The 23,985-nt window shown below is 64.8% G+C and carries 28 protein-coding genes; 25 read left to right on the top strand and 3 right to left on the bottom strand.

All coding sequences use genetic code 11. The features are described from left to right. The first annotated feature begins 179 nt into the window (after window positions 1–179). A complete protein-coding gene (locus LC066_RS16640) occupies window positions 180–926 on the top strand; it encodes a hypothetical protein (protein WP_224901343.1) in 747 nt (248 codons plus the stop codon). 74 nt (window positions 927–1,000) lie between these two features. Here LC066_RS16640 and LC066_RS16635 read toward each other — a convergent pair whose 3' ends face one another. Continuing rightward, window positions 1,001–1,252, bottom strand: a complete 252-nt coding sequence (locus tag LC066_RS16635; protein WP_224901340.1) for a hypothetical protein — start codon at window positions 1,250–1,252, stop codon at window positions 1,001–1,003. Window positions 1,253–1,680: 428 nt separating this feature from the next. Between LC066_RS16635 and LC066_RS16630 the strand changes: the two genes are divergently transcribed. The 3 genes from LC066_RS16630 to LC066_RS16620 all read left to right on the top strand — a co-directional run bounded on the left by LC066_RS16630 (window position 1,681) and on the right by LC066_RS16620 (window position 3,899). After that, on the top strand, window positions 1,681–2,310 hold the full coding sequence (locus tag LC066_RS16630) for a hypothetical protein (RefSeq protein WP_224901336.1): 630 nt from the start codon (window positions 1,681–1,683) through the stop codon (window positions 2,308–2,310). A 183-nt stretch (window positions 2,311–2,493) separates the two neighbouring features. Continuing rightward, window positions 2,494–3,075, top strand: a complete 582-nt coding sequence (locus LC066_RS16625) for a hypothetical protein (RefSeq protein ID WP_224901333.1) — start codon at window positions 2,494–2,496, stop codon at window positions 3,073–3,075. Continuing rightward, a complete protein-coding gene (locus LC066_RS16620) occupies window positions 3,072–3,899 on the top strand; it encodes a hypothetical protein (RefSeq protein WP_224901330.1) in 828 nt (275 codons plus the stop codon). Before LC066_RS16625 ends, LC066_RS16620 begins: the two co-directional genes overlap by 4 nt. Before the next feature lie 82 nt (window positions 3,900–3,981). Here LC066_RS16620 and LC066_RS16615 read toward each other — a convergent pair whose 3' ends face one another. Then, a complete protein-coding gene (locus tag LC066_RS16615) occupies window positions 3,982–4,338 on the bottom strand; it encodes a hypothetical protein (RefSeq protein ID WP_224901326.1) in 357 nt (118 codons plus the stop codon). Window positions 4,339–4,468: 130 nt separating this feature from the next. On the opposite strand from LC066_RS16615, the gene LC066_RS16610 reads away from it, so the two are divergent. From LC066_RS16610 to LC066_RS16510, 21 genes are all read left to right on the top strand, one after another. Next, window positions 4,469–5,194, top strand: a complete 726-nt coding sequence (locus LC066_RS16610) for a hypothetical protein (protein ID WP_224901323.1) — start codon at window positions 4,469–4,471, stop codon at window positions 5,192–5,194. Window positions 5,195–5,314: 120 nt separating this feature from the next. Further along, the gene (locus LC066_RS16605) at window positions 5,315–5,950 is read left to right on the top strand and encodes a terminase small subunit (protein ID WP_224901320.1); all 636 of its coding nucleotides are present in this window, start codon (window positions 5,315–5,317) and stop codon (window positions 5,948–5,950) included. Window positions 5,951–5,985: 35 nt separating this feature from the next. Continuing rightward, window positions 5,986–8,106, top strand: a complete 2,121-nt coding sequence (locus LC066_RS16600; protein ID WP_224901317.1) for a terminase gpA endonuclease subunit — start codon at window positions 5,986–5,988, stop codon at window positions 8,104–8,106. 3 nt (window positions 8,107–8,109) lie between these two features. Continuing rightward, on the top strand, window positions 8,110–8,313 hold the full coding sequence (locus tag LC066_RS16595) for a phage head-tail joining protein (RefSeq protein WP_224901314.1): 204 nt from the start codon (window positions 8,110–8,112) through the stop codon (window positions 8,311–8,313). Further along, window positions 8,313–9,752, top strand: coding sequence for a phage portal protein (locus LC066_RS16590; RefSeq protein WP_224901312.1), 1,440 nt, complete (start codon window positions 8,313–8,315; stop codon window positions 9,750–9,752). The genes LC066_RS16595 and LC066_RS16590 overlap by 1 nt, the downstream gene beginning before the upstream one ends. Beyond that, on the top strand, window positions 9,742–11,844 hold the full coding sequence (locus tag LC066_RS16585) for a head maturation protease, ClpP-related (RefSeq protein WP_224901309.1): 2,103 nt from the start codon (window positions 9,742–9,744) through the stop codon (window positions 11,842–11,844). Before LC066_RS16590 ends, LC066_RS16585 begins: the two co-directional genes overlap by 11 nt. 92 nt (window positions 11,845–11,936) lie before the next feature. Next, window positions 11,937–12,269 carry a DUF2190 family protein gene (locus tag LC066_RS16580; protein ID WP_224901306.1) on the top strand — a complete coding sequence of 111 codons (333 nt, stop codon included), beginning with the start codon at window positions 11,937–11,939 and terminating at the stop codon, window positions 12,267–12,269. Window positions 12,270–12,273: 4 nt separating this feature from the next. Further along, window positions 12,274–12,597: a hypothetical protein gene (locus tag LC066_RS16575; RefSeq protein ID WP_224901303.1), complete on the top strand. Its 324-nt coding sequence runs from the start codon at window positions 12,274–12,276 to the stop codon at window positions 12,595–12,597. Then, window positions 12,594–13,019: a hypothetical protein gene (locus LC066_RS16570; RefSeq protein WP_224901300.1), complete on the top strand. Its 426-nt coding sequence runs from the start codon at window positions 12,594–12,596 to the stop codon at window positions 13,017–13,019. Before LC066_RS16575 ends, LC066_RS16570 begins: the two co-directional genes overlap by 4 nt. A gap of 94 nt (window positions 13,020–13,113) precedes the next feature. Continuing rightward, window positions 13,114–13,527 (top strand): hypothetical protein, encoded by a 414-nt coding sequence (locus LC066_RS16565; protein ID WP_224901297.1) that lies wholly within the window; start codon window positions 13,114–13,116, stop codon window positions 13,525–13,527. A gap of 2 nt (window positions 13,528–13,529) precedes the next feature. Beyond that, entirely contained in the window at window positions 13,530–13,955 is a 426-nt protein-coding gene (locus LC066_RS16560; RefSeq protein ID WP_224901294.1) for a hypothetical protein, read from the top strand. A 178-nt stretch (window positions 13,956–14,133) separates the two neighbouring features. Then, window positions 14,134–15,927, top strand: a complete 1,794-nt coding sequence (locus tag LC066_RS16555) for a hypothetical protein (RefSeq protein ID WP_224901291.1) — start codon at window positions 14,134–14,136, stop codon at window positions 15,925–15,927. Further along, entirely contained in the window at window positions 15,927–16,772 is an 846-nt protein-coding gene (locus LC066_RS16550) for a hypothetical protein (protein WP_224901288.1), read from the top strand. The genes LC066_RS16555 and LC066_RS16550 overlap by 1 nt, the downstream gene beginning before the upstream one ends. Further along, the gene (locus LC066_RS16545) at window positions 16,762–18,528 is read left to right on the top strand and encodes a hypothetical protein (protein ID WP_224901285.1); all 1,767 of its coding nucleotides are present in this window, start codon (window positions 16,762–16,764) and stop codon (window positions 18,526–18,528) included. The genes LC066_RS16550 and LC066_RS16545 overlap by 11 nt, the downstream gene beginning before the upstream one ends. Before the next feature lie 3 nt (window positions 18,529–18,531). Further along, entirely contained in the window at window positions 18,532–19,095 is a 564-nt protein-coding gene (locus LC066_RS16540) for a hypothetical protein (RefSeq protein WP_224901282.1), read from the top strand. A 125-nt stretch (window positions 19,096–19,220) separates the two neighbouring features. Continuing rightward, entirely contained in the window at window positions 19,221–19,481 is a 261-nt protein-coding gene (locus LC066_RS16535; RefSeq protein WP_224901279.1) for a hypothetical protein, read from the top strand. A 4-nt stretch (window positions 19,482–19,485) separates the two neighbouring features. Continuing rightward, the gene (locus tag LC066_RS16530; protein ID WP_224901276.1) at window positions 19,486–20,766 is read left to right on the top strand and encodes a hypothetical protein; all 1,281 of its coding nucleotides are present in this window, start codon (window positions 19,486–19,488) and stop codon (window positions 20,764–20,766) included. After that, window positions 20,763–21,194: a hypothetical protein gene (locus tag LC066_RS16525; protein ID WP_224901273.1), complete on the top strand. Its 432-nt coding sequence runs from the start codon at window positions 20,763–20,765 to the stop codon at window positions 21,192–21,194. Before LC066_RS16530 ends, LC066_RS16525 begins: the two co-directional genes overlap by 4 nt. 102 nt (window positions 21,195–21,296) lie before the next feature. Beyond that, window positions 21,297–21,608, top strand: a complete 312-nt coding sequence (locus LC066_RS16520; RefSeq protein ID WP_224901270.1) for a hypothetical protein — start codon at window positions 21,297–21,299, stop codon at window positions 21,606–21,608. Between the two features lie 2 nt (window positions 21,609–21,610). Beyond that, entirely contained in the window at window positions 21,611–22,231 is a 621-nt protein-coding gene (locus tag LC066_RS16515) for a holin-associated N-acetylmuramidase (RefSeq protein ID WP_224901267.1), read from the top strand. Further along, the gene (locus LC066_RS16510; protein WP_224901264.1) at window positions 22,222–22,803 is read left to right on the top strand and encodes a holin family protein; all 582 of its coding nucleotides are present in this window, start codon (window positions 22,222–22,224) and stop codon (window positions 22,801–22,803) included. The genes LC066_RS16515 and LC066_RS16510 overlap by 10 nt, the downstream gene beginning before the upstream one ends. A 299-nt stretch (window positions 22,804–23,102) precedes the next feature. Here LC066_RS16510 and LC066_RS16505 read toward each other — a convergent pair whose 3' ends face one another. After that, complete coding sequence (locus tag LC066_RS16505) at window positions 23,103–23,909, bottom strand: helix-turn-helix transcriptional regulator (protein ID WP_224901262.1); 807 nt, start codon at window positions 23,907–23,909, stop codon at window positions 23,103–23,105. Window positions 23,910–23,985: the final 76 nt, after the last annotated feature.

Genomic DNA, 23,985 nt, shown 5'->3' with positions numbered 1-23,985 from the left:
TGCACGCTTCGCGCCAGCGAGATCCCCTGCCCCGCCAAAGCCCATGATGCGTCCGGGCCCAAGAAGGTCCGCTGCGACCGCTGCGGCGGGCGGGGCTACACCAGCTGGCACCCCGGCTGGGACAACGGGTGTGAGGTCTGTGGCGCCTGCGGAGGCTCCGGAAAGGTGAGGGTGAACTGATGGGCATGATCCACGCCGCCAACACCTCCTCCGCTGTCCGTCAGCAGCGCCATGAGGCGCTGGACAGCCTCGACGATTTCCCGACAGCGCCGTGGGCCACGCGGGCGCTCTGCGAGGAGCTGACGCGTGAGGGCTTCGACCTCTCCGTCATGGATGCCTGGGAGCCGTGCTGCAATCGCGGATACATGGCGGAGCCGCTGCGCGAGAGCTTCCGCACGGTCTTCGCCACCGACGTGAAGGACTACGGCTATTCGGGCCTGAACGCGCAGGCCGACTTCCTGATCGACTGGGCGCACGACGCGCCGAAGGTGGATTTCGTGGTGATGAACCCGCCCTTCAAGCTGGGCCTGGAGTTCATCCAGCAAGGCCTGCGGCACGCTCGTGTCGGCGTGGCCGCCTTCGTTCGTAGTGCCTTCGTCGAGGGCGGCACCCGCTATGACGCGCTGTTCCGCGATTGCCCCGAGGCGCTGGTGCTACCGTTCGTCGAACGGGTTGTGCTGTGGCGCGGGGTGCTGATGGACCCCGACGTGCCGATCTGGCGCGAGAAGAAGGACGGGAAGTGGGGTGCCGAAAAGCCCTCCACCGCGATGGCCTATTCCTGGCTCGTCTGGATCAAGCCGCCCATGTGGAACGGCCGGTCGGAGCATCGGCGCATCGCGCCCTGCCGCCAGCGCCTGACCCGTCCCGATGACTACCCGCCGCTGCCGGTGCACCTGCAGCGGCCCGTGAAGGAGGTGCTGCTGTAATGCTCGGTCTAAACGAAGCGAAGGTGGCGAGCTCCTCCCATGCGCAGCCCTCCTGCGCGCTCGCCGGCCTTCCGTTACAGAAGAATGAGGTTCTTCTCCCGCAACCTTTTTACGGCTTCGGCTTCAGCGCCGGGGTGGACTACCCCGCCGATAACTTCGCTGATGCGCCAACTGCTGATGCCCATAATTCGGACCATTTCGGTCACGGTACGCCCTTGCAGTCGAAGAATGAACGCCGTAACCGCGTCCTCGAACGTCATGGACTTCCGCGTGAAGCCCAATTCGTTCACCGTCACACCCGTAAGCGGGTGCTTCTGCGTTGCCATCTGAAATCTCCTTTCATGGCAATGTCGGTGCCAGGTCTTTTGGTTTGGACTGGCACCATGTGTTCCCAGACGCTTCGCGGTCTGGGGTCGCGTCTCGGGCGGGTGGTAGGACACCTGTCCGAGATACCCTTACTGATATCCGAGAGCGGAACAGCGCTGTCCAGAGGGTTGTCCTCGGGCATGGCCGTGGTGTCTGTTTCGACGCGACTACCCTCAGACGACGAAATGGTCACATTTGAGTGGCGTGGGCCTACGTTTGGGGCCCCTGTCGTGACCCTGAACAAGACGCAAGAAAATTGGCGGAGCCATGCGAATTCCATGTTTGGAAGACGCAAAACCAGCCTCTGGGGACCGCTACTTGCTCAGATGCGATTCGCATTCCGCTTCGCTCACATGCTGGGAGGCGGCCAATGATCGACCAAAATCGTATGCCCGACACATGGCCGCTACGGCGCGGCGACACCCTATCGAACCATGACTGGTTCCCAATGTATGGGCATCGCTTCCTCGGTTCCTCCTTCGTGCGCAAGGCGGTGATGCAACGCCGGCGGGCCGACATCGGCACAGCGATCATCCTCTGGACTGAGGCCATGCGTGAAGACCCGGCGGGCACTCTGCCGCTCGACGATGAGGAACTGGCCTCCCTTGCGCAGTTTGCCACGGTCGAGGAGTGGCTGGAGGTAAAGGCCGGCGTGCTTCACGGCTGGGAGGAGGTCCTGGTCGAGGATGACCGGGCGGCCGAGCCCTATCGGCGTCTCGGCCACCCCGGCTTCATGCAGGGCGTGGTCGAGGAGATGCACAAGCGAAAGGTGAGCCGGGACGCCGGCCGCGAAGCCCGCAACCTCTCGGTGCGGAAGAGCCGGATCAAGAAGAAGATGGAGGAGCTGCAGTTGGCCTCGCACATCGTCGAGGACGGTGCCGTGCTGCACTCCCTGGCGGAGTTCTTCGACCAGTCGGACCTGCACATCACCCACGACAACGTCCGGACCGCGATGGCCGAGGTACTGGGCTACACGGGCGAGGTGACCCGGTTTCCAGCAGGCGGCCGGCGTGGTTAGCGGCCTGAAATCTAACTGAAACCAACTGCAACACTACTGAAGCACTACTGAAACATTTCAGCAATTTTCACTGAAATTGCCCGACAGGACAGAACAACAGAACACAAGACAGAACACCCCTACAGGCCGGCGGGCCGGGTGACTTGTGGATAAGTCGAGATAGGGCAGAGAAAGGGGGCCGCGATGGATGATGCGGAGCAAAGAGCAGGAGAGGCGCGGGTTAAGGAGCTATTCATCCAGAGGATGGAAGCCCTGGGCTTCATGAGGCCCGCCGGCATGAAGCTGGATCAGTACCGGGTGATGCAGAAGGAAATCTGCCAGAAGCTCGCCTACATGACCGATGAGGGGCTGCAGGCGCTCGCCGAGGTGATGCAAGGACAGGGCGGCGGGAAATCCGGGGACCGTTTCCCGATCGCGGCGAAGGTGCTGGCCGAAGCGAACAGGATCGAGCAGCCCGCCGCTGACGCCTCGCCTCTCATCCGCAAGGTCTTTGCCAGTCAGGTCGGTGCGGAAGCGATCCAGGAAGGGTTCGCGCCCGAGCTGCTGCATTGGCTCCGCTCCAACCGGCGCTGGCCGAACAGCTACGTCTTGAGCTTGATGCGCACCGAGGCCCGGCCTGGGGTGACCCGCTGGCAGGATCTGCAGAGGCGCGAGGGACGGGGTGAGCAGCTGACCGCTGAGGAAGCGGGCTGGTGCCGCCGGCGCCGCGATGTGGTTGAGCGCTGCAAGAATGCGCGGCGCCTCGGCCTCGGAGATGCAGCATGATGGCGAGACGCAAGGAAGAGGTCCTGGCTGAAGCGGTGATCTATGTCGGACCGGGCCAGCCCGGGCGGGCGGCAGTCGGGCGCATTCCGCCCCGCATTGCGGAGAGCGATGCCGCCTGTGCTGCGATCCTCGAAGCCGCGCAGCCGCCGGCCAGCTGTGGGCCGGACATTCCCGTCGCGCCAGGGCGCGGACCGATGCAGCGGATCACGCCGCGTCGGATGGAAGCAACCAGCACCGGTGGCTTCGTGCGGCGTCACGACGGCTTCGAGGGGCGGGATGCTGCTCGGGTCTGCGATGCCTTCGACGAGATGGAGCGCCAGGCGTCCAACCGCCACGCGGCAACCCGGCGCCGTGCCGAGGCTGAGGGTCGTGAGCCGCCCGCGTTTGTCGCGCCGTTCAATCCGGGCCAGATCAGCATCGGACGAACCTACGCGGCATTGAGTGAGCGGGTAGCCTGCGCTGGCGTTTCGTGTTCCTCATTCGAGGGCCGGGTGTCTGGTGGCGGCGGGCCAGGTGATCGTGAGACCGCCATCCTGCAGGACTTCCAGCAGCTGCGCGCGATGCACCGTCGGATCGGTGATGGCCTGGCAAAGGAGGTGCGGCGGATCCGGCCGGGCGGCCTCAAGCGCCGTGCGATCCGGGTGCGCGTGCTGGTCGACATGGTGTGCATCGGAGGGCAGACGCTGGAGGGCGTTCTGAAGGCTCATGGCTGGGCCGTGGACCAGAAAAGCCGGAATGCCTTGCGCCTGTCGCTCTGCGCGGCGCTGGATCGCATGCAGGGCTATGATCTGGTGCGGCCCAGGCAGCGAAACGAAGGGGCTTGACGCTTAGCCCTTCCAATGACATCACTTGTGACATCATCGAGAAATGTGCCCGGGGCCGATCCTTCAGCCGCCGGGCTTTCTTCTACCACTGCTCGCATGGCGCGAAGAACGGCTCCTGTTGAAAACGGCCATTGATGAGCTGACCGCCGAAGCCTTGGAAGCCTACATATCCGCCCATACGGTTCTTTCCGTTCACTTCGCCGCAGACGCGTGTCTCTGTCGTGCCGTCTGCTAGGTGAACAGTGACAGCTCGCAAGTCGCGGAATTGGGCGGTGGCAGGATCAAAGAAATCACGCGTGACCGTGTCCTCGATTTGTGAGATCTGAGCCGCTGAAAGTGGGACCGGCTTGCTCTCTTCGATTTTCGAGAAAGTCGAAGCGTTGCAGCCAGCAAGTGAAAGCGCTGCGACGGTCGCCAAGATTGATGCAGTGTAGGTCATATTCTCCCTCGGTGTCGTTTGCCCTAATGGCGGGCCGTACGATGCTAATTTGGGTGGCGCACCTGACGCAATAAGAATTGCCTTCTATTCGTCTGGGATTGGGGCGAATAGCCATTGGAGGAGCCTCGCCGTGTTCTCGATCAAATGCGATGTCTCGAATGTGAGCCGGGCCTTTGATCGCTACCTATCGGAGACCGAATTTGCCCAGGTGCGGGCGCTTACGGAGACCGCGCGCGATGTTCGGGCGGGCTTTCAGGACGAAATGCAGAGCGCCTTCGACCAGCCGACCCGCTGGACGCTGAATGCTTTCAGGGTGATCCCGGCGACGCGCTCGCGACCCTATTCTGACGTCGACCTGAAGGATGCGGCCGCAGCTCGCCACTATCTTCGAACGCAGGTCCGGGGCGGCCCGCGTCCGAAGACAGGCATCGAGCGCCTGCTAACCTCTCGGCTGAGATACCACGGCATTATCCAGACGGTGACGCCTGCTCGGGGCGCGCGACTGAACAAGCATGGCAACTGGTCGCGTGGCCAGATGAACCAGGTCCTCTCGGCGGTGCAGTCACAGGGTGATCGCCGCGCGAACACAACGGAGGCCAGCCGCAAGAGGAATCGGCGCCGGGCCGGCTACTTCGTTCCGCGCGAGGGGTCGAAGCTCTCGCCCGGGGTCTACAAGCGCGGCGCGCGCGGGAAGCTGACGAAGATCCTGCATTTCTCGGAAGCGCAGGCGCGATACGAAAAGCGGCTCCCGGTCCAGACGGTAGCCGAGCGAGTGGTCAAGCGTCAGCTGCCGAAGAACCTTCGGAAGTTCATGCGCGAGGCCGCCCGGAATGCTGCGCGCGGTCGGCGCCGATAACCCCGGCGGGTCCTTCCCCAGGGGTGCCGTCACGGGGGTAATTCGCGCCCCGATACGTGCAAATGGGCCATTTCCGAAGAGCCTTTCGGACGTGGTTGTTGTTTTCATTGCTATGGAGAAATGAGCGTGGGCTTCGATTTGGAGGCGGCCCTGCGGCAGTTTCCGCTGCCCAATGGCCAGGAAGACACCACGGTCAATCGTCGTCAGTGCGCGTTGGCCCTAAATGTTTCGGAGCCGATGATCACGCGCTACCTGGAGCAGGGCCTGCCGGTGTTGAGCCGTGGGACGAATGGCCAAGCCTATGAGTTCCGGCTTGCCGAGGTCTATGCTTGGAAGCTCTGGCGCGATGAGGAGTCCCGGCAAGAGACGGCGGCGGCTGAGGATGCAGCCATGCAGATGCGGCTGCTCTTTCGGAATGACGATGAAGAGGTGCCAGCGACGCAGGCGCTCACCGCAAAGCAGATTGCCGAGGAGGCCGACGCCGACTATCGGCGCAACCGGGCCGCCGAGCTTCGAGGTGAGCTGACGAGGACCGAGCGGGTGCGCGAGCTCTTCGACGACGTGCTGAGCGAGTTCCGCCAGCAGGTCACTACGCTGGTGGACTTCGCCGAGATGGAGTTCAGCCTGGAGCCTGACCAGGTCGAGAAGATGCAGCGTCGCTGTGATGCTGCGCTGACGGGCGCCCGCCAGCGCTTTGAGCAAACCTTCCAGCCGGGCGAGGTGACTTCGCTCGCCCGACGGGATGAGACGGGCTGATGGTCCAGGTCTCGGAGGGCCGCTTGGGGCAGCGAATGCAGTTCGCGCCTCTGCCGCCACTGACCACACCGCAGGAGATCCTGGCTGATTGCCTGCCGATCCTCGATCCGCCGAGCCGCGTCTCTCCGACCGCTGCGGCTGAGCGCTACGTTCGGGTCGAGGTCCAGGGGGCCTGGCAGGATTTCGACAGGGACCTGACGCCCTACATGGTCGAGCCGACCGACATGACCCAAAGCCGTCGGTTCAAGGGTGTCGGGTTCGTCGGGCCGTCTCAGAGCGGCAAGACGAAGATGCTGGAGACGACGGCTTTCCACGCCGTGACCTGCGATCAGAGGCCTACGCTGATCGTGCACATGACGAAGGGGGACCGTGACAAGTGGGTCGAGGAGAAGCTTGACCCGACGATCCGGAACAGCCCGGAGCTCTGGGATCGCCTGGGGCGTGGCCGGGAGGACAGCACGTTCTCGCGGAAACGCTTTCGGGGGATGCGGCTGACGATCGGGTATCCGACCCCGACGATCCTCTCCGGCGGCACCTATGGCCTTGTGCTGCTCACCGACGTTGATCACATGCCGCTGGTGCTCGGGGGGAAGGACAACCCGGAGGGCAGCCCGATCCGGATGGCAATGCGGCGGATCCGCAGCTACATGAGCCGCGGTTGCGTTTTGGGCGAGGGCAGCCCGGCCTGGCCCGTCCTCGATCCGTCCTGGCGCCCGACGAAGGACCGCCCGCATGAGATGCCGCCGGTCGCCGGCGGGATCGTGGTCTTCTACAATGAAGGCACGCGTGGGCGCTGGTATTGGGAGTGCCACGACTGTGGCGGGGAGTTCGAGCCCCGCTTCGACCGGTTGGTCTACGATGAAAGCCTCGACCCGGGGGACGCCGGCGACAGTGCCGAGATGGCATGTCCACACTGCGGCTCGCTCCTGGCGCATCGCCACAAAAACGAAATGAATGCGCGAGCGCTCGCCGGCAAGGGGGGCTGGCGTCACGAGGGGCGCCTGCCCGGACAGCTTGTCTCGATCGAGGATGAGGCGCTGCGCAAGACCGAAGTGGCGAGCTACGCGCTGAACGGCGCTGCCGCGCGCTTCTCGACCTGGTCGGAGCTGGTCGCGGAGTATGAGAATGCGCGCCGTCGGGCGGAGACGCTGGGCGACGATGCAGATCTGGCGATGTGCCACTATACATCGATCGGGATCCCGCACCGCCGCTTGGTGGCTGAAGATGAAGACGCGCTCGGCGTCCAATTCCTGAAGGATCACCTGCAGCCGGCACGCAAGGGCGTGGCGCCGGACTGGACCCGGTTCATCACGATCACGGTCGACGTGCAGAAGGGATGGTTCCCGGTCCAGGTCACCGCCTGGGGCGAAGGCGGACGGTCTCAGGTGGTCGACCGCACTGACATGACGCAACCACCCGAAGGCGCCCCGAACGCCCAGGCTGATGCGGACGGCAATCGCCGCCGCCTCGATCCGGCCCGCTACGTCGAGGATTGGGACCTTCTGAAGCCGCTCCAGGACCGGGTCATCCCGGTCGAGGGGGCCGACTATGGGCTGCGCGCCGTGTTCGTGGGCGTGGACTTCCAGGGCGAGCCGGGCGTCTCCGACAATGCCGAGGCCTTCCTGATGGACCGGCGCCGGAACCACGCGGGCCATCGCTGGCGCCTGACGCGTGGGCAAGGCGGCTGGAAGACCCCGTTTCGGGTCAAGTACGAAGCGCCTGACCGCGCTTCGAACGGCAAGCGGGCGCGGCCGATCAAGCTGCTGACCATGGCGACGGACCGCCTCAAGGACACGCTGGAGGCCTCGCTTCGGAAGGCCTCGGGCGGCGCGGGCGCCGTCTACCTGCCCAGCTGGATGGAAGAGAACGAAGACCAGCTCGGCGAGTATGTGGCCGAGGAAAGGCTGAAAGACGGCTGGTCAAAGAAGGCTGGCCAGGTCCGCAACGAGGGCACCGACCTCACCGTCCAGGCGCGTGCCCTCGCGGAGCACAAGGGCCTTCTGTCCGTCAACTGGGCGTCGCCCCCGCCCTGGGCCTTGGGCGGGCCGCAGAACGCCTTTGCCGCGCCGCTAGAAGAAGACGGGGCGGCCAAGAAAGACACAGCTGCCGCGCCGCAACGCGCGGCCCCGAAACAGATCAATTTCCTCAAGAGGTGAGCCATGTCCTACAATTTGGACCAGGTGGACGCGCTCCGCGCGGCCATCGCCAAAGGCGTGACGCGAGTGAGCATGGACGGGGAGGAGGTGCAGTATGCCTCTCTCGCCGACATGCGCCGACAGCTTCAGCAGATGGAAGCTGAGATCGCCGGGCGGCCGGTCACCGGCCCCGTGCTGTCCTATGCCCACACCTCGCGGGGTCTGTGATGGACAACCTGATCGACCGCGCGATCCTCGCCCTCTCGCCGGAGCGCGGGGTCCGGCGAGTGGCCGCCCGTGCTCGGGCGCGGGTGTTGATGAACTACAACGCCGCCAGCAAGGGGCGCCGCACGCACGGATGGAAGGCGCCGGGCACCAATGCCGATACCGCCGCCGGCGGGTCCCGGAAGCAGCTTCGGAACCTGTCGCGCGACATGATCCGCAATCGGTCCCTCGCCGTGCGTGGGCAAGCCGTCACCACGGGCAACGTGGTCGGGACCGGGGTCATGCCCTCGGTGCGGACTGTGGATGATGACCCGGATGCGGCGCGGGTTGCCATGGATGTCATTCGTGCGCACCTGCTGACACCGGCCATCGACGCCCACGGAGTGGAGGCTCTGCCGGGCATCCAGCGGCAGGTGATGAATGCGGTGTTCAGTGATGGCGAAGTCCTGGTCCGGCGGCGTATGCGGAATCTGCGTTTCGAGCCCGACCTGAAGCTGCCGTTCCAGGTACAGTTGATGGAGGTCGACCACCTCGATGAGACCATCACCAGCTATGGGCAGAACGAAGTCATCGAGGGGATCGAGTACGGCCCGACCGGGAAGGCCGTGGCCTATCACCTTTACGACGTCCATCCGGGAGATGGTCTTCGGCTTCGCGGGAACCGCTTCACCAGTCGCCGCGTTCCGGCCGCGCAGATCATCCACGTGCGGCGGATCGATCGCCCGGGACAGATGCGCGGCGTGCCCTGGCTCGCTCCGGTCATGATGACCATCGGTGAACTGAGCGACTACCAGGAAGCACAGATCCTCAAGCAGAAGATCGCATCGCTGCTGGCGTTCTTCGTCAGCGCGAGCGAGGACGGGAACGTCTTCAACGGCGCTGCCATGGAAAACGTGGCGCCGGGCGCGATTGTCGGTCTAGGGCCTGGCCAGACCGTGACGCCCTCGGAGCCGCCGAAGGTAGATGGCTACTCGGACTTCATGCGCGAAGGCGTCCGGACCATCGCGACGGGCCTGGGCCTGACCTATGAGAGTTTCGGGGATCTGACGGGTGTGAACTTCAGTTCCGGCCGCATGGGCCGCATGGAGATGGACCGGTTCATCCAGACCTGGCAGCAGCAGCTGATCATCGGTCAGCTCTGCGCCGGGATCGGGCGCTGGACCCTCGACACCTGGCGCCTGGTGCGTCTTTCGCAGGCCCTGCCGCCCGTACCTGCCGGGCTGGACTGGACGCCTCCACGGCGTCCGCTGATCGACCCCTCGAAGGAGATCGGTGCCGCTGTCAGCGAGATCGAAGCGGGCCTGACCAGCCGCCAGCGCAAGCAGCGCGAGATGGGATACGACCCCGACGTGATCGCGCGGGAACGGGCCGAGGACGCTGCACGCGATAGCGCAGCGAGCGGCAACAACACCGAACAACAGGAGAATGAAGATGGACGGTGAAGACCTGATCCTGAATGGCGAGATCATCCTGGAGGGCGACGTGCTCCCCCATGACTTCTGCCGGTTCCTCGAAAGCGGGTGCTTCTCGGCCCGCATGGTGCGGGAGGCGCTGGACCGCTTCGACGGTGATGTCACCGTGCGCGTCAACTCGCCCGGGGGCAGCCCCTATGAAGGTGAGGCCATTCGTGCTGCTTTCGAAGCGCACAAGGGGGCTGTGACCGTCGTCGTCGGTGGCGTGGCCGCCTCGGCCGCCTCGCTGATGATCATGTCGGCGGACCGGATCGAGATGACGGCCGGGTCGCTGCTGATGATCCACAATCCGGCGACCTGCCTGTGCGGCAACGCCGAAGAGTTCCGCAAGCAGGCGGAGGAGCTGGACCGGCTCGCCCGTGTCTACGCCGGGGTCTACGCGGCGCGGTCCGGGCGGCCTGTCGACGAGGTCATGCAGATGATGACCGAGGAGACCTGGCTGGGGCCGGACGAGGCAGTTGCCGCCGGGTTCGCCGATGCGATCACCGGGGCCACCGAGATCCCGCCGCCGGAGCTCGAAGCCGCCATGTCGCTGAGCCGCGCCTCGGCGGCCACGCTCCGCATGTTCGCAGATCGTTTCATCGCGTCGGGCCAGGTGCCCGGCGCCAGTCAGACCGGGGCCGCCGGTCGCATTCAGGCCGTCATGGCCGCAACCCAGGAGACCAGCATGGATCCGGATAAACTCACCCCGGCGGTCACCCCGCCGATCCCCTCCAACCCCACGCCCGCCCCGTCGATGGCTGCCACCGATGAGGCGGCGATCGCACAGCGCGCCCAGCTCGCCGAGCGGACGCGCCAGCGCGACATCCGCGAGGCGGCGCAGCCCTTCATGGCCGCCGGTCAACTGACCCAGGCGGAAGTCGAGCGGGTGATCGACGAAGGCGTCACCGCAGATACCGCAGCGCGCCGCATGATGGCGATCATGGCGCAGAACGACGGTGAGACCGGTGGCGGCGTCCGCGTCCGCGTGACGCGCGACGAAACCGAGACCCGGGCCGAGGGCATGATCCAGGCGATGATGCGCGACTACTCGGGGCCGGGCGCCGACTATCGCGGCCTGCGTGTGCGTCGCCTGGCGATGGAACTCGGCGATTCCACCTCGCGCGGCTTCTCCGAAAGCGACGTGATCATGAACGGGATGCGCTCCACCACAATGATGGGGGGCGCCCATGGCGTGAGTGACTTCGCCTATATCACCACCGAGGTGATGAACCGCACGCTGATCGCCGAGTACAACCGGCGCGGTGCCAACTGGAACGTGGTCACCGGCGTTCCGCTGTCGGCTTCGGACTTCCGGGAGCTGAACGCGGTGCGCTTCGGCGGCGACTTCCAGCTGAAGCCGGTGAAGGAGAATGGCGAGTATGAGCAGGCGCAGCTGGCCGATGAGGCCGAGGGCCTGAAGGTCGAGCGCCGTGGTCGCACCATCCATCTGACCTTCGAGGCCGTGGTCAATGACGACATGGGGGCGTTCAACCGTATCCCCAACGAATTCGCCATGGCCGCGCGCATGATGGAAAACAGCATGGTCTGGTCGCTGATCCGCAGCAATGCGGTTCTGAAATCGGACAGCACCGCGCTCTTCCATGCGGCCAAGCACAATAACCTGGCCGCAGCAGGGGCCGCCATCTCGATCACCTCGGTCGGCGCGGGGCGTGCGGCGATGTGGGGTCAAACCGCCTTCGGCTCGAAGGATAAGGATGATTTCCTGCAGATCACCCCGGATCAGCTGATCGTTCCGCCGGCGCTGGAAGTCCCTGCCCTGCAGTTCGCCACCGCGACGGTGCCGACCACGGACGGGCAGGCCAACCCCTACAAGGGGACGCTCACGCCGATCACCGTACCGCAGCTGAGCGCCGCCGCCGGTGGTAGTGATGCAGCCTGGTATCTGGTGTCGAGCGAGCTGCCCCCGATCTCGGTGGCCTATCTCGACGGGTACGAGGCGCCGGTCGTCCGCACGGTCGAGGGCATGAACCCCGATCGTGTGACGATGGATGCGCGGCACATCTTCGGTGCTGCGGCGACCGAGTTCCGCGGGTCCTACAAGAACCCCGGCGCGTCCTGACCTGAATCTCCCTGATCCGGTCCGTCCGGGTCTGAACTGAAGGGCGGCCTCGGGTCGCCCTTTTCCTTTCCTGAGCGCGAAAGAGGTTCGCCATGAAAAACTATATTGCCCCGGGTGAGAGCATCACCCTCACGGCCCCGTATGATGTCAACGCTGGGGACGGCGTCCTGGTCGGCTCCATCTTCGGGTTTGCCCAGGCACCGGCCGCAACTGGCGAGCCCGTCGTCCTGGTGCGGCGCGGTCGCTTCAGCCATGCCAAGACGTCGGCGCAGGCCTGGACCGAGGGCGCGAAGATCTACTGGAACAATTCCACCAGGGTCCTGACCACCGCCGCCTCGGGCAACACCCTGGTGGCCGCCGCCGCCGCCGCAGCTGCCGACCCCTCCGATGAGGGCGAGGTGCTGGTCGACGGCACGATCCGCTGACGCGATGACGTCGGTCTTCGATGGCATGGCCGGCGTTCTGAACGGTGTGTTCGGAGCGTCGGTCACCATCTACCCGGGCGGCGGCCCAGGCAAGGCGGTGCGCGGCGTCTTGCGACGCCAGCAGGTCGATCTTGAAACCGATGAGGGCTTCGAGGTCATCAGCGCCGCGCCAGTGCTTCGGATCAACAAGGGTGATGCCTCAGGGCTTGGCCCGGGGGATCGGGTCGAAACAGGCGGGCAAGCTTACACCGTGCGGTTTCCAATTCCGATCACTTCGCCGGCAGCTGACGCCTTTCAGCCCTTCGCGCTTTGGGAGATCTTGGAATGACACACGTTCGCACCACGCTTCGCACTGATCTGCGCGAGGCGCTGGCCGATGCCATCCCGGAGATCACCTGGGATCGGCGCTGGTGGATGAAGGGCTCCGACCAGCAGCTTCCGCGTGGCGGGATCGCCATCAACCGTTCCAGCGATCAGCGCACCGATCAGGACGGCGTCGAGCGCGCCGTTCAGATCCTGGTCATCGTCAAGATCCTCGGTGGCGATGACATCGATGATGAACTCGACGCGCTCTCGGTGCGGGCCGAGCGGGCGGTCCTGTCCCATCTGGACACGGTGTCTGCCCTCTACAGCCTGCGCGAAACGGCCCTCTCCGTCGATGACAAGGGGGAGCGCCCGAAAGGCGAACTGGTGATGGAGTTCACCGCCATGCTCTGGACGGAGTTCGGCGAGCCCGAAGAGCTGGAATAGCAGGGATACCTGCCCGCGATGAGCGCGGGCGGGCTTGCGTGGTGCGGGAGGGCGTGAAGGACCCGCCTGCACGCTAACCATGGAGGGTCATGCAATGGCCAAGCAACCGGGCCGGAAGGTCCTGCTCAAGAAGGACGGCACGAAGATTGCTGGCGGTCGCACCGTCAGCATGACCTGGAACGGTGCCGGCATCGACACCACCGACGAAAGCTCGGGGGAGTTCCAGGAGTTCCTGGCCGGTGAACTGGCCACGGACACGATGGAAGTCACCATCGACGGCCTTGAAACCGACGGTGTGCTGCGCGCGGCGGCCCTTACCCCGGGCGCCGCGACGAAGCACTTCGACGATCTGACGCTGGAGTTCCCGACCGCCGGGACGGCTGCCGAGGTCGCGGGTAGCTGGGTGATGACCTCCTACTCGGAAACCGGCGAATACCAGGACGCGGTGAAGTTCACCGCCACCTTCGTGCGGAACGGGGCTCACACCTTCACCGCCGGCGGGGTGTGATCATGAGGGGGTTCTCGCCGATCACGCTGACCTGGAAGGGTCAGGACTACGTGGTGCCGGCCAAGGGCCAGCTGCTGCTGGTTGCTCAGGTCGAGGATGCGCTGATCGGCCGGGGCGGCGGGCAGGCAGTGGACGTGCTGCTGCGGCCCGGCGGCCCGCCCTTCACGCGCCTGGCGGCCGCCTACGGTGCCGCCCTGCGCTACGCGGGTGCGAAGGTCAGCGATGAGGAGGTCTATCTGGAAATGCACGAGGGGATTGCCCGCCAGGACGTGAATGCGATGGCGGCGATCCAGGCGGCAGTCATGGAGATGATCATGCTCATCTCGCCGCCGATCGGCTTCCAGATGGGATACGGCGATCGCGAGGAAGAGGCGAACGGCGAAGAGGGGGACGCCTCGGGGGAGAGCTGCCCGGCGGGAGCCGAGTAAGAGCGCTTTACCAGATCTTCGTGCGGGCCGAGTGGATCTCGCCGCCGGAGTTCTGGTTGCTCATGCCGGGCGAGGTCTGGTGGATCATCGAGGCGCGGATCGCTTCAGACCAACGGCGGGCGGCTGAGGCCGACGCTGAAATCTACGCAATGCTCACGGGCGAGTAGGACGGGAAACCATGGAAGTTCTGGGAAGCATCGGCGTTCGCATTGGCGCCGAGGATGACGGGCTGCGCCGGGGCGTGAACCGTTCCAGGAAGAGCGTTGCGGAAATGGAGCGCGACATGCTGCGTATGGGCGCGCGGGTGGCAAAGGTGGGGGTGGCCATCACGGCCGGCCTCACCGCGGCCGGGGCCAGTGCGATCTACATGACCCGCAACGCTGCCGCTGCCGGAACCGAAATCGCGCGCCTGTCTCGCCGCGCCGGCGCCAGCTCCACCGAGTTCCAGAAGATGTCTGCAGCCGTCGCGACTGTCGGCATTGACGGTGCGGAACTGTCCGACATCCTGAAGGACGTCAATGACCGCTTCGGGGACTTCATGGCCACGGGCGCCGGCCCGATCGCGGACTTCTTCGAGAACATCGCCCCCAGGGTCGGCGTCACCGCAGAGCAATTCGCCCGGCTCTCCGGGCCTGAGGCTCTGCAGCTCTACGTCTCCTCGCTGGAAAAGGCCGGTGTCAGTCAGCAGCAGATGACCTTCTACATGGAGGCGCTTGCCAGCAACGCGACGGATCTCCTTCCGCTCCTTCGCAATGGTGGCGTGGAGCTGCGCCGCCTCGGCGACGAAGCTGAAAAGGCGGGCCGCATCCTCGACAAGGACGCGGTCGCCGGCGCCGCAGAGCTCGATCGGAAAATGAAGGGGCTCTCGACGACGATCAAGACGCAGCTCACCCAGGCCATCCTGGATAACTCCGAAGAGATTAGTGATCTGGTCGATCAGGTCAGCGAGGTGTGGTTGCCCGCCCTGATCCAGGTGGCCGACACGATCACGAAGATCCTGGCGGGCTCTGAGAAATACGTGAACCTCGCCTCCAGCCTCATGGACGTGCGGAACTACAAGCCCGCCGAATACTCCGACGAGGAAGGCGGGCGGATTCAGGATCTCATGAATGACCCCCGACTGGGCGCCAACGGAGGCACCAGCACCGGCTCCCGTGTCGTTGATCCGAAGACGGGAGAAATCATTGAGTACGGCACCGGTGACGGCGTGCCGAAGGTCGAGAATGTAACCATCCCGCCGGCTCCAACTGTCCCGCTAACCCGGGACCCGGATGTGAAGAGCAGCGGTGGCGGCGGCGGTACTGACTATCAGTCCGAGCTTGATGCGTTGCGCGAAAATCTCGCGACGGAGCGCGAGCTGATCGAGATGGATTACGAAGAGAAGCTCGAACAGCTGGCCGTGTTCCGGGAGAAGAAGCTGGCGAGCGAGGAGGAGTTCAACGATCTCGAACGCCGCGCCGCCGAGGAGCACACCGAGGCGCTGGCGTCGCTGGACCGCAAGCTGCGGGATCAGAAGCTCGCCGCCTACAGCGGCATGTTCGGTGACCTGGCGACGCTGATGAACACCGAGAACAAGAAGATGTTCCAGGTGGGCAAGGTGGCAGCCATCGCTCAGGCAACACTCGAAGGTTACTCGGCGGCTGTCACCGCATGGGACAAGGGCATGAGGGTGGGCGGTCCTCCTGTTGCCGCGGCTTTCTCCGCCGCTTCGATTCTGAAAACCGGCGCGCTGATCAGCCAGATCCAGTCAACGCAGCTCGGCGGCGCCGGCGGCGGTGGTTCGGGTGGCGCGGCCTCCGGGGCTGCGGCGCAGCCGTCTGGTGGCGGACTCGCGGGCGGCTCTCCGGTGCGTGTCTCGTGGGACGGCATCGACCCGGACCAGCTCTATCGCGGGTCACAGATCCGCGGGACGCTGCGGGAGCTGAGCGAGGAAGCGGGCGATCGCGGGATCACCTTCGGAGAGGGTTACTGATGCCGGTGCTCATTGGAACCACGCGGGCGGCCGAGATTGCCGCCCTTGGCCGTGCGGGCGCCCCAGTCATCTCCTGGGATAGCCTGTGCACCCCCGACAACCTGGCGACGGGCCTTGGTGCCGAGGTGGTGGGTCAGGAGGCCGCGAACGCTGGCACCGGCGCCGATTGGGATGTCTGGGGCGCTGAGGCCGATGCGGGAGGCGTCGTCACCCTGGACATGTCCCTCGCCGCTCCGGCCTCGGCGGATTTCGCGGCAATCTCTTCGCACAACCTCGGAGAGCTGGGGGCCACGGCTACGCTTCAGGTTTCGCTGGATGGTGGGTCGACCTGGGCCGATACCGAAGCGGGCGGGCATGTCTGCACCGACGGCGCGCCGGTCATCTGGATGTTCCATGCTGTCTCCGCTGCGGATTGGCGGCTGCGCATTTCCGGGCTTTCGGAAGGTGATCTGGTGGAGCTTGCGGTTCTCCATGTCGGCGGATCGCTTGTCCTGCCGCGTCGGATCTACCGCGATTACGCCCCGCCCTTGACGCCGACCAACGTCCAGCTGCGCACGAACGTGAGCGAGGGTAACAAGCTCCTCGGTTCCGCCGTGGAGAGGTCCGGGAGCTCCGTGGCCGTGGAGGTCAAGTTGCTGCGGGAGGATGAGGCGCGCAGCGCCGCGTGGACGGACTTTCAGCGGCACTACAACAGCGGCGCCGGCTTCTTCTGGGTGCCGCAGCCCGGGTTGGAGGATGATGCCTTCTTCGCCTGGCGCGGCGGCAATCCGTTGGCGCCCCGGCGCGCAGGCGTTCGCGACTTCATGGTCGCAACGCTCAATCTGAGGCTCGGCCATGACTGGTAGCAATCTTGCCCGCGAGATCCAGCAGATCGTGGAAATCGACGTGCCGTTCTGCGCGCTCACCTATGGTGTGGCGCCCTGCGGCGCTGTGCTGGGTGAGACGGGCTCGGCAAAGTGCTTCGGGCTCCGGAAGACCTGTCAGAGCCCGGAGGATTTCACGCCGGAGGTGAAGACCCTTCGGTACGCCCGGAACACAGCTGGCCTGCCTCGTGGCTTCAAGGTCTACCCTGCGCTGCTCTCCGTGTCGACGGATCCGGCGGAGGTGAACCTGGGCAACGCGAAGGATTCGGCCAGCTTCGGAAAGCGGGCCAGGCTGACCATCTCCCTGCGGGATTTCATCGACGCCGACATTGGTCTCGATCCCTACCACCTAGGCCGCCGGGATGGGTCGGCCCTGGCCAGCGGCATCGGCTACAAGCCGGAGGAGCGCGGTACGCACTTCGGGCGTCTCCGGGCGCGGTGGCCGTTCTATGAGGGCGCCTCGGTTCGGATCCGGGAGGGCTTCGTCGGTGACGCGCTGGAAGACATGTGGACGCGTCACGCGATCTTGTCGGAGTGGCAGGGGGCCGGGTCAGGCACGGAAGTCACGTGGGTCGTGAAAGACATTCTCGACCTGGTCGACGATGAGAAGAACCTCTGTCCGAAGCCGTCGAATGGCGTGCTGGGCGGTGACGTCTCGGCGTCGGCCACAGACTTCACCCTGGTGCCGGAGGGTGTCGGCGCAGAGTACGACGTCGGCGGGCGGGCGAGCATCGGCAATGAGATCGTCACCTTCACGCGATCGGGAGACGACATCACCCTGACTGCCCGCGGGGTGGATGGGACCGAGGCGGATGACCACGCCGAAGGTGATCTGTTCCAGCAGTCCTTTCGCGTGGAGGATGCCTCGCTCCAGGACGTGGCGAAAAGCATCATGGTCACCTACTCGGGGGTGCCGGAAAGCTGGATCCCGGATGCGAAGTGGGCCGATGAGGCGGGCCGCTGGCTGGCCGGAACGCGGCTCACGACAACGATCCCCCGCCCTGTGGGCACGCGCACCCTGATGAACGAGCTGGCGGAGCTGGGCGTGTTCTGGTGGCAGGACGATCACCTGCAGGAGATCTCGATGCGGGCCAATCGCCCGCTGGACATCGACGAAGAGCCCGCCGAGCTAAGCGATCGGGCAAACATCATCGCCGGCACCGCCGACCAGGAGGACATGCCGAAGCAACGCCTGACTGCAGTGCTGTTCTGGCACGGGATCCGGGACTACTTCGGGTCCGTGTCGCGCGGCAGCAACTTCAACCGCTGCACGGTCGCCGGCGGCCAGCAGTTCGAAGAGGACCGCATACGGCAGATCTACACACGCTGGCTCGGCCGAAAGGGGGACGAGACAGTCGCCTGGCCGGTTGGGTCGCGGCTGATGGCTCGCTTCGAGGATCTACCCGTGCGGGTGTCCTTCGACCTCGACTGGAAGGACCGCGAGCTGATCTCACCGGGATCTCTGCACGTGCTCGACACCCGGGCCATTCAGGACGCTGACGGAAGCAACCTGCAGGCGGAGGTGCAGGTTCGGGCGATCGAGGAGACGGTGCCTGGTCACCGCTTCACGGTCGATGTCGAGACCTTCGTATTCTCCGGGCGGTTCGGCTTCACCATGCTGGACACCGCACCTCTCTACGATGACGCGACCGATCAGGAGAAGCGCGAAGGCATGTTCGCGATGGATGAGACAATCGGCACCTTCCCGGACGGGACGGGCCCCTATTTGGCGTGGTGAGATATGACCTGGCGAGACATTGATGACGACGAAGTAAAGCACAAGGCGCCCTACACGACACAGCTCGCCCGCGCGTTTCGGGACAATGTGGTCGCGGCGATCAAGGCTGCTCTCGGTGCACCCCGGATCAAGGGCAACTCTCTCGACACGCACGTGCTGACCATCGACGCAATCAACACCGTCTACACGGTGACCGACCTGGTGCATGTCGGTGGGTTCAGGGTGTCGGGCTTGTTTTTGTATACTGGCGGTTCCGGAGGGCAGGGTTTGCAGTTCGCCACGTCAAGCGACAATGGGGCGAACTGGTCGGCTTGGCGGCGCATGTCGCAGGAGATCGAGGGGTCTGGCCCGGGTGGGATTATTCCTGACACGCCCGTGGATTTGCTGGTCGGTGTCATTCCGGGCGTTCCCTATTCGCTCTCGATCTATGAGGATCTCACGCCTTTCATCTTCACCCCGGTGACCGATGCCAACGCGCTCCGTTTCCGGATCGACGCCTCGGCGACTGTGCAGATGCTGCGCATGGGGGTCTACATCACGCGCGCTGGCGAAAACAGCTACGGCTGATTGTCAGCGCATCCCGCGCATTTGGTTTTCTGCTGCTGGCCGGTCATCCGGGCCAGGCCGAAAGCCTGCCCGCGTGCCGTGGCGGAGGCTGCGGTGCAGCCCCTTAACAATGGAGCGAGATAGCTATGGACTTTTTCAAACATGAGCCGGTCGGCATGACCGATTCCGGCCGCTACCACGACGACGTCACGCCCGACGACGGCACCGATCTGCCGGTCATCCCTCGCGCGCTCTACGTGGGCAACGGCGGTGATCTCGCCATCCGTGACGCTGCCGGCAAAGTCTGTGTGCGGAAGAACGTGGCGGCCGGCACGGAGATCGCGTTCCGCGGGGTCCGCGTCATGGCCACCGGCACCACCGCGTCCGACATCCTGGCGATCTGGTGATCCCATGATCGGTATCGGAACAGGCGCCATCGCCCTAGGCGGCGGCGCCGGGAACTGGGTCGCGCGGGATCCGGTGGCCCGCAATGCCCATCTCTACTTCTCGCCCGCAACGGGTCGCTATGCGCGGGATGGTGTCCCTGTTTCCTTTTCGCAGATGGGCACGTTTGAGGCAGCTGGGACGCGGTTTGAGCGCAAGCAGGGCAGCCCACTGCTTACGCCCGTTGGCGTGGACGTACCGCGCCTTGCCGACTATTCGACCGGGTCGCGGCGATGGCTGATGGAAGGTACCGCGACGAACCGCCACGCGTTCGGCACGCTGAACCAAACCGAGGGCTGGGAAGCCTCGTTCACAGGCCCCAATGAGTGGAAACTTGAGGCAACGGTGCTTGCGCCAGACGGCCTCAACACTATCGGCAGCTATGAGTACCGTGACCGTGCGTTCTACCGCACGGTCGGCAACCTAGTGGAAGGAGCCACTTACACGGCGTCTTGCTGGGTGAAATGCAGTCCAGAGGGGGTCGGTAAACCTCTGTATCTGAGGAAGCCTGGGGCGGCCCCTGTACTTGAAGACCCTGATCTGATCGACAACTACGGGCAGATAACACTGGATGGTACATGGCAGCGAATTACTGCCACGCGGACCATCGATGCAGGTGACGGTACATCTTACAATTGGCTTTTGGAAAACCGCCTCTCCACCTCGCTGCCGGGCATCTTTGACGATAACTACCAAATAGCCGTGTGGGGCGCCCAGCTGGAGGAAGGAGACGTCGCAACATCGGTGATCGAAACTGCAGGGTCCAGTGCTACCCGCGCCCCCGAGTTCTTCACCTCAGACCTGTCTGGGTTCGGTATTGGCGGGGCGAATGGGTGCTGGGTGTACGCTAACTTCACCTTGTCAGACGAAGAGAACAGCGCTGACCGCATTTTCCAACTCGGGGACGATAACCCCAACAGTGCCCAAGTCTACTACGATCAGGCAGCTGGAGAGCTAATCGCGCGGTCGGTGACTGACTATAATGCCCAGTTTATCGCCTCTGTCCCCTACACCAAGGGAACGGACGTGAAGGTGGCGTACCGTATGGAGAACGGAAATTTCGCATTCGTGGTCAACGGTGTGGAGATTTCCGGCACCGGCTCTGGGATCTTCCCAAGTGCCGGAGCGCTGTATGTTGCATCAAGCGCGTCGGGGCTCAGCAAGCCGAGACTTGTCGAGTTCGCCGAGCTATGGGTAGCCCCCGCCCCGTCCTACACCGTCGCTAGCATGGAGGCACTGACCGCATGACTGTCACCGCAGCCCTGATCCACATCGCCAATGAGCAAGCCCTGATCGACTGGTTGGCCGAGAAGCGCCCCGACGTCATCGCCGAGGACGGAACACGCGTCGCGGGCGGGATGGCCCGCACGGCCAGCTACCCGAACCCCGGCCAGGCGAACGACGGCCCGGCTGGCCTCTATGCCAATCTGACGCCGGCGCAGGTCGCCCAGTGGACGGCCCTGGCTGCCGATCCGGCCCTGGGTATCACCATCCTCGGTCAGATGCCCTACCAGGGCCTCGGCACCGGCGCGGTCCTTTACGCGGCCGTCGAGGCCGATGCGGAAGCCTGGGCGCTCTGGGAGAGTGTCGCCACGATCCCGGCGCGCCAGGTCACGGGCGAAGCCGAAGAAGTTATCGAGCGGCCGGCGCGCGTGGCGCGGCCGAGCGTGCAGTAACGCCAACACCAGCACTCGGGGTCCTGAAGGCCCTCTCTAGATTGCGAGGGCGTGCCGACAGCGGCGCGCCCCTAAGCCGCGTATTGCCTGAAAGGGGGCAGGATGACAGCGAAACCGGAATTCACCAGAAATATCAGCTTCGGGAATGTCCTGGTGTTGGTCGGCATGATCGTGACCGGCACTGCGACCTTCGTCGCAGTCGATGCCAGGACCCAGGCCAATGCGGCCGAGATCGCGCGCAGTGTCGCCGAGATCGACGAAGCCGCGCTGCGTGTCGCGGACCTGGAGCGCCGCACGCGCGCCCTGGAAAACGAACTCGCCCGCGCCGATGAGCGCTTTTCCTCGATCCTGGGCCTGCTGTCTCGGATCGACGCGCGCCTCGAACGGATCGAGCGCACCCCTGATGGGAGGTAACCATGCCCTATGATCTAAGCGTACAATCGATTGCAAGGAGCATCGTCGCCCGTGAGGGCGGCTTCGTGAACGATCCCGACGACCCGGGCGGCGCCACGAACTTCGGCGTGACGATCCACACGATGCGCCGCCTCGGCCTCGACCTGGACCGGGACGGTGATGTGGACGTGGCGGATGTGCGGGCGCTGTCCCGCGACCAGGCCACCGACATCTTCCTGGATCACTACCTCTATGCGCCAAGGATCGACGAACTGCCGACCGACCTGGTCGACACGGTCTTCGACATGAACGTCAACGCCGGCGCGAACGCGGTGAAGATCATGCAGCGGCTGCTGCGCGAGTTCGGCCAGGACGTGGCTGTGGATGGCGCCCTGGGGCCGCAGAGCATCGGGGCCGCCCATGCGGTGGCGCAGAGCGCGGGCGGCTACCTGCGCGATGCCTACGGGATCGCCCGGCGCAATTACTACTTCGCCCTGGCCGATCGCCGGCCGCCCTCGCGCAAGTATTGCCGCGCCCGTGATGGCGGGAAAGGTGGCTGGATCCGCCGCGCCGAGGAGTTCATGGATCCGCGCTATCACATGAGCGCGGCAGAGTTTCGGGAAAGGACTTCCAAATGGGACTGATTACCACCCTGTTCAGCGCGCTCTTCGGGGGCGAGCGCAACGTGATCCGCGAGACGGCCGAGGTGTTCCGCGTGAATGCTGAGGCGGCCGATCAGCGTGGGGCCAATGCTCAAGCGGCCGCCCTAGCGCAGATGGCGGCCGAATACGGCCAGCCCCGCCGGAACTGGTTCGACGGCATGATCGACGGTCTGAACCGGTTGCCGCGCCCGGCCATGGCTTTCGGTGTCGTGGGGCTGCTGGTGGCGGCCATGGTCGATCCGATCTGGTTCGCGGAGCGGATGACCGGCCTCGCCCTGGTGCCGGAGCCGCTGTGGTGGCTTCTTGGCGTCGTGGTCAGCTTCTACTTCGGCGCTCGTCAGCAGGTGAAGGGTCAGGAGTTCCAGAAGAGCATCGCCGATACCATGTCGCGGGTCCCGCAGGTGGTTGAGAGCCTGGCCGCGCTGCGCAAGCTGCGGGCCGACAGTCCGGGCGTGGCGGATAGCGGGGCGGATGCGGAGCTTGGTCTGCGGGCAGTGAGCGCGGGTGTTGAGGGCAACGCAGCTATCGAAGAGTGGCGACGCGCCGAGAGCTGACGATTTGTGGTGCGAGTGACCCAATGGTGTGGGAGCATGGTCGAGGCCTAGCCAGGCGCCTTTCCCGCGGGCGTGCCGCAATTGGAAGCTGCAACGGGAACAGCTTCAGACGTTGACACGGCCTCAACCAAGCGAAGGGCCACTCGCAGCATCGCGTTTAGCAGACTTTCTGCTCCACCCATACGCTCGGCCGATGAATGCCCGGGATTGCGAGAACAGGGGTGAGCTTTTGGGCAGGCTGTTTTCGACCGAAACGGGGCAGTTGTTCTAACTCCGAGGCTACGTATCGGCGACCCACCCTACGAGACGGTGCGCACGCCCTTTCCTAGCCAGAGCGCTGTCAGAGCGGGACGACTATCGACGCCGCATTTCTTGAAAATGTTCTTGACGGCGTCACTGATTGTGTGGGGGCTCTTCGACAGATTATGTGCAATGACGTCCTTGGAATCCCCTTGTAGCAAACAGAGTAGGACCTCGCGTTCAGCGTTTGTTAGATAAGTGTGGGCTGAGAAGATCCCTTCGCCGAGCACCTGCTGTTTGAAGAACCATTTCAGGCCCTGGAGGGCGGAAGCGTAAGCCGCTGCCTCCTCTTGGTTGAAGATCGGCTGCTTCGCCCCGCGATCAACACGGACATGCACGTAGATGTCCGTCCCTACTGGCACTAGTCCACACATGGAATCGGACAGCCCCATCTCCAGAAGGAACTCCCGACGGCGGGATGATACCCCTGACGCTTCATCGGCTAGATCAGTTAGCTGATAGATATGAAATGAACCAGCGTCAGCCAACCGGCCCATCGTGGTAACGCCGAGCTCTTTATCGGCTAGGGGTTTGTTAGTGGCTCTGAGTGTCGCGGTGAAAGAGCCATCCACGCGAAGCTTGGTCAACACGCGCGGGGACCAATCGAGCGAGGGGTCTTCTTCCGTGCCATTGTTCTTCAGCACCGATATGACCCAGGCTGCGCTATGTGCCTCGAAGAGCTCTGCGAGACGGTGCAGATAGTACTCTCGTGCCTCTCTGACCTCATGTGCTGCGAACAGGGATAGCTGATCTCTCAGATCTGACAGGCTGCTCGCTGTTGGTGAGAGGCAAGGTGTTTTCGTCATGCGTTTAGTCTACCACTAGCCGCCGTTCGTTGAAGTTCTTCGGATAGCTGCACCTGTACACTTGTATGTGACTGTC

This window comes from Pseudooceanicola marinus (assembly GCF_020177265.1).
In the GTDB taxonomy this organism is placed as follows: Bacteria; Pseudomonadota; Alphaproteobacteria; order Rhodobacterales; family Rhodobacteraceae; genus Pseudooceanicola; species Pseudooceanicola marinus_A.
The sequence above is the reverse complement of the archived record's forward strand: the minus strand, read 5'-3'. Positions and strand labels throughout refer to the sequence as shown.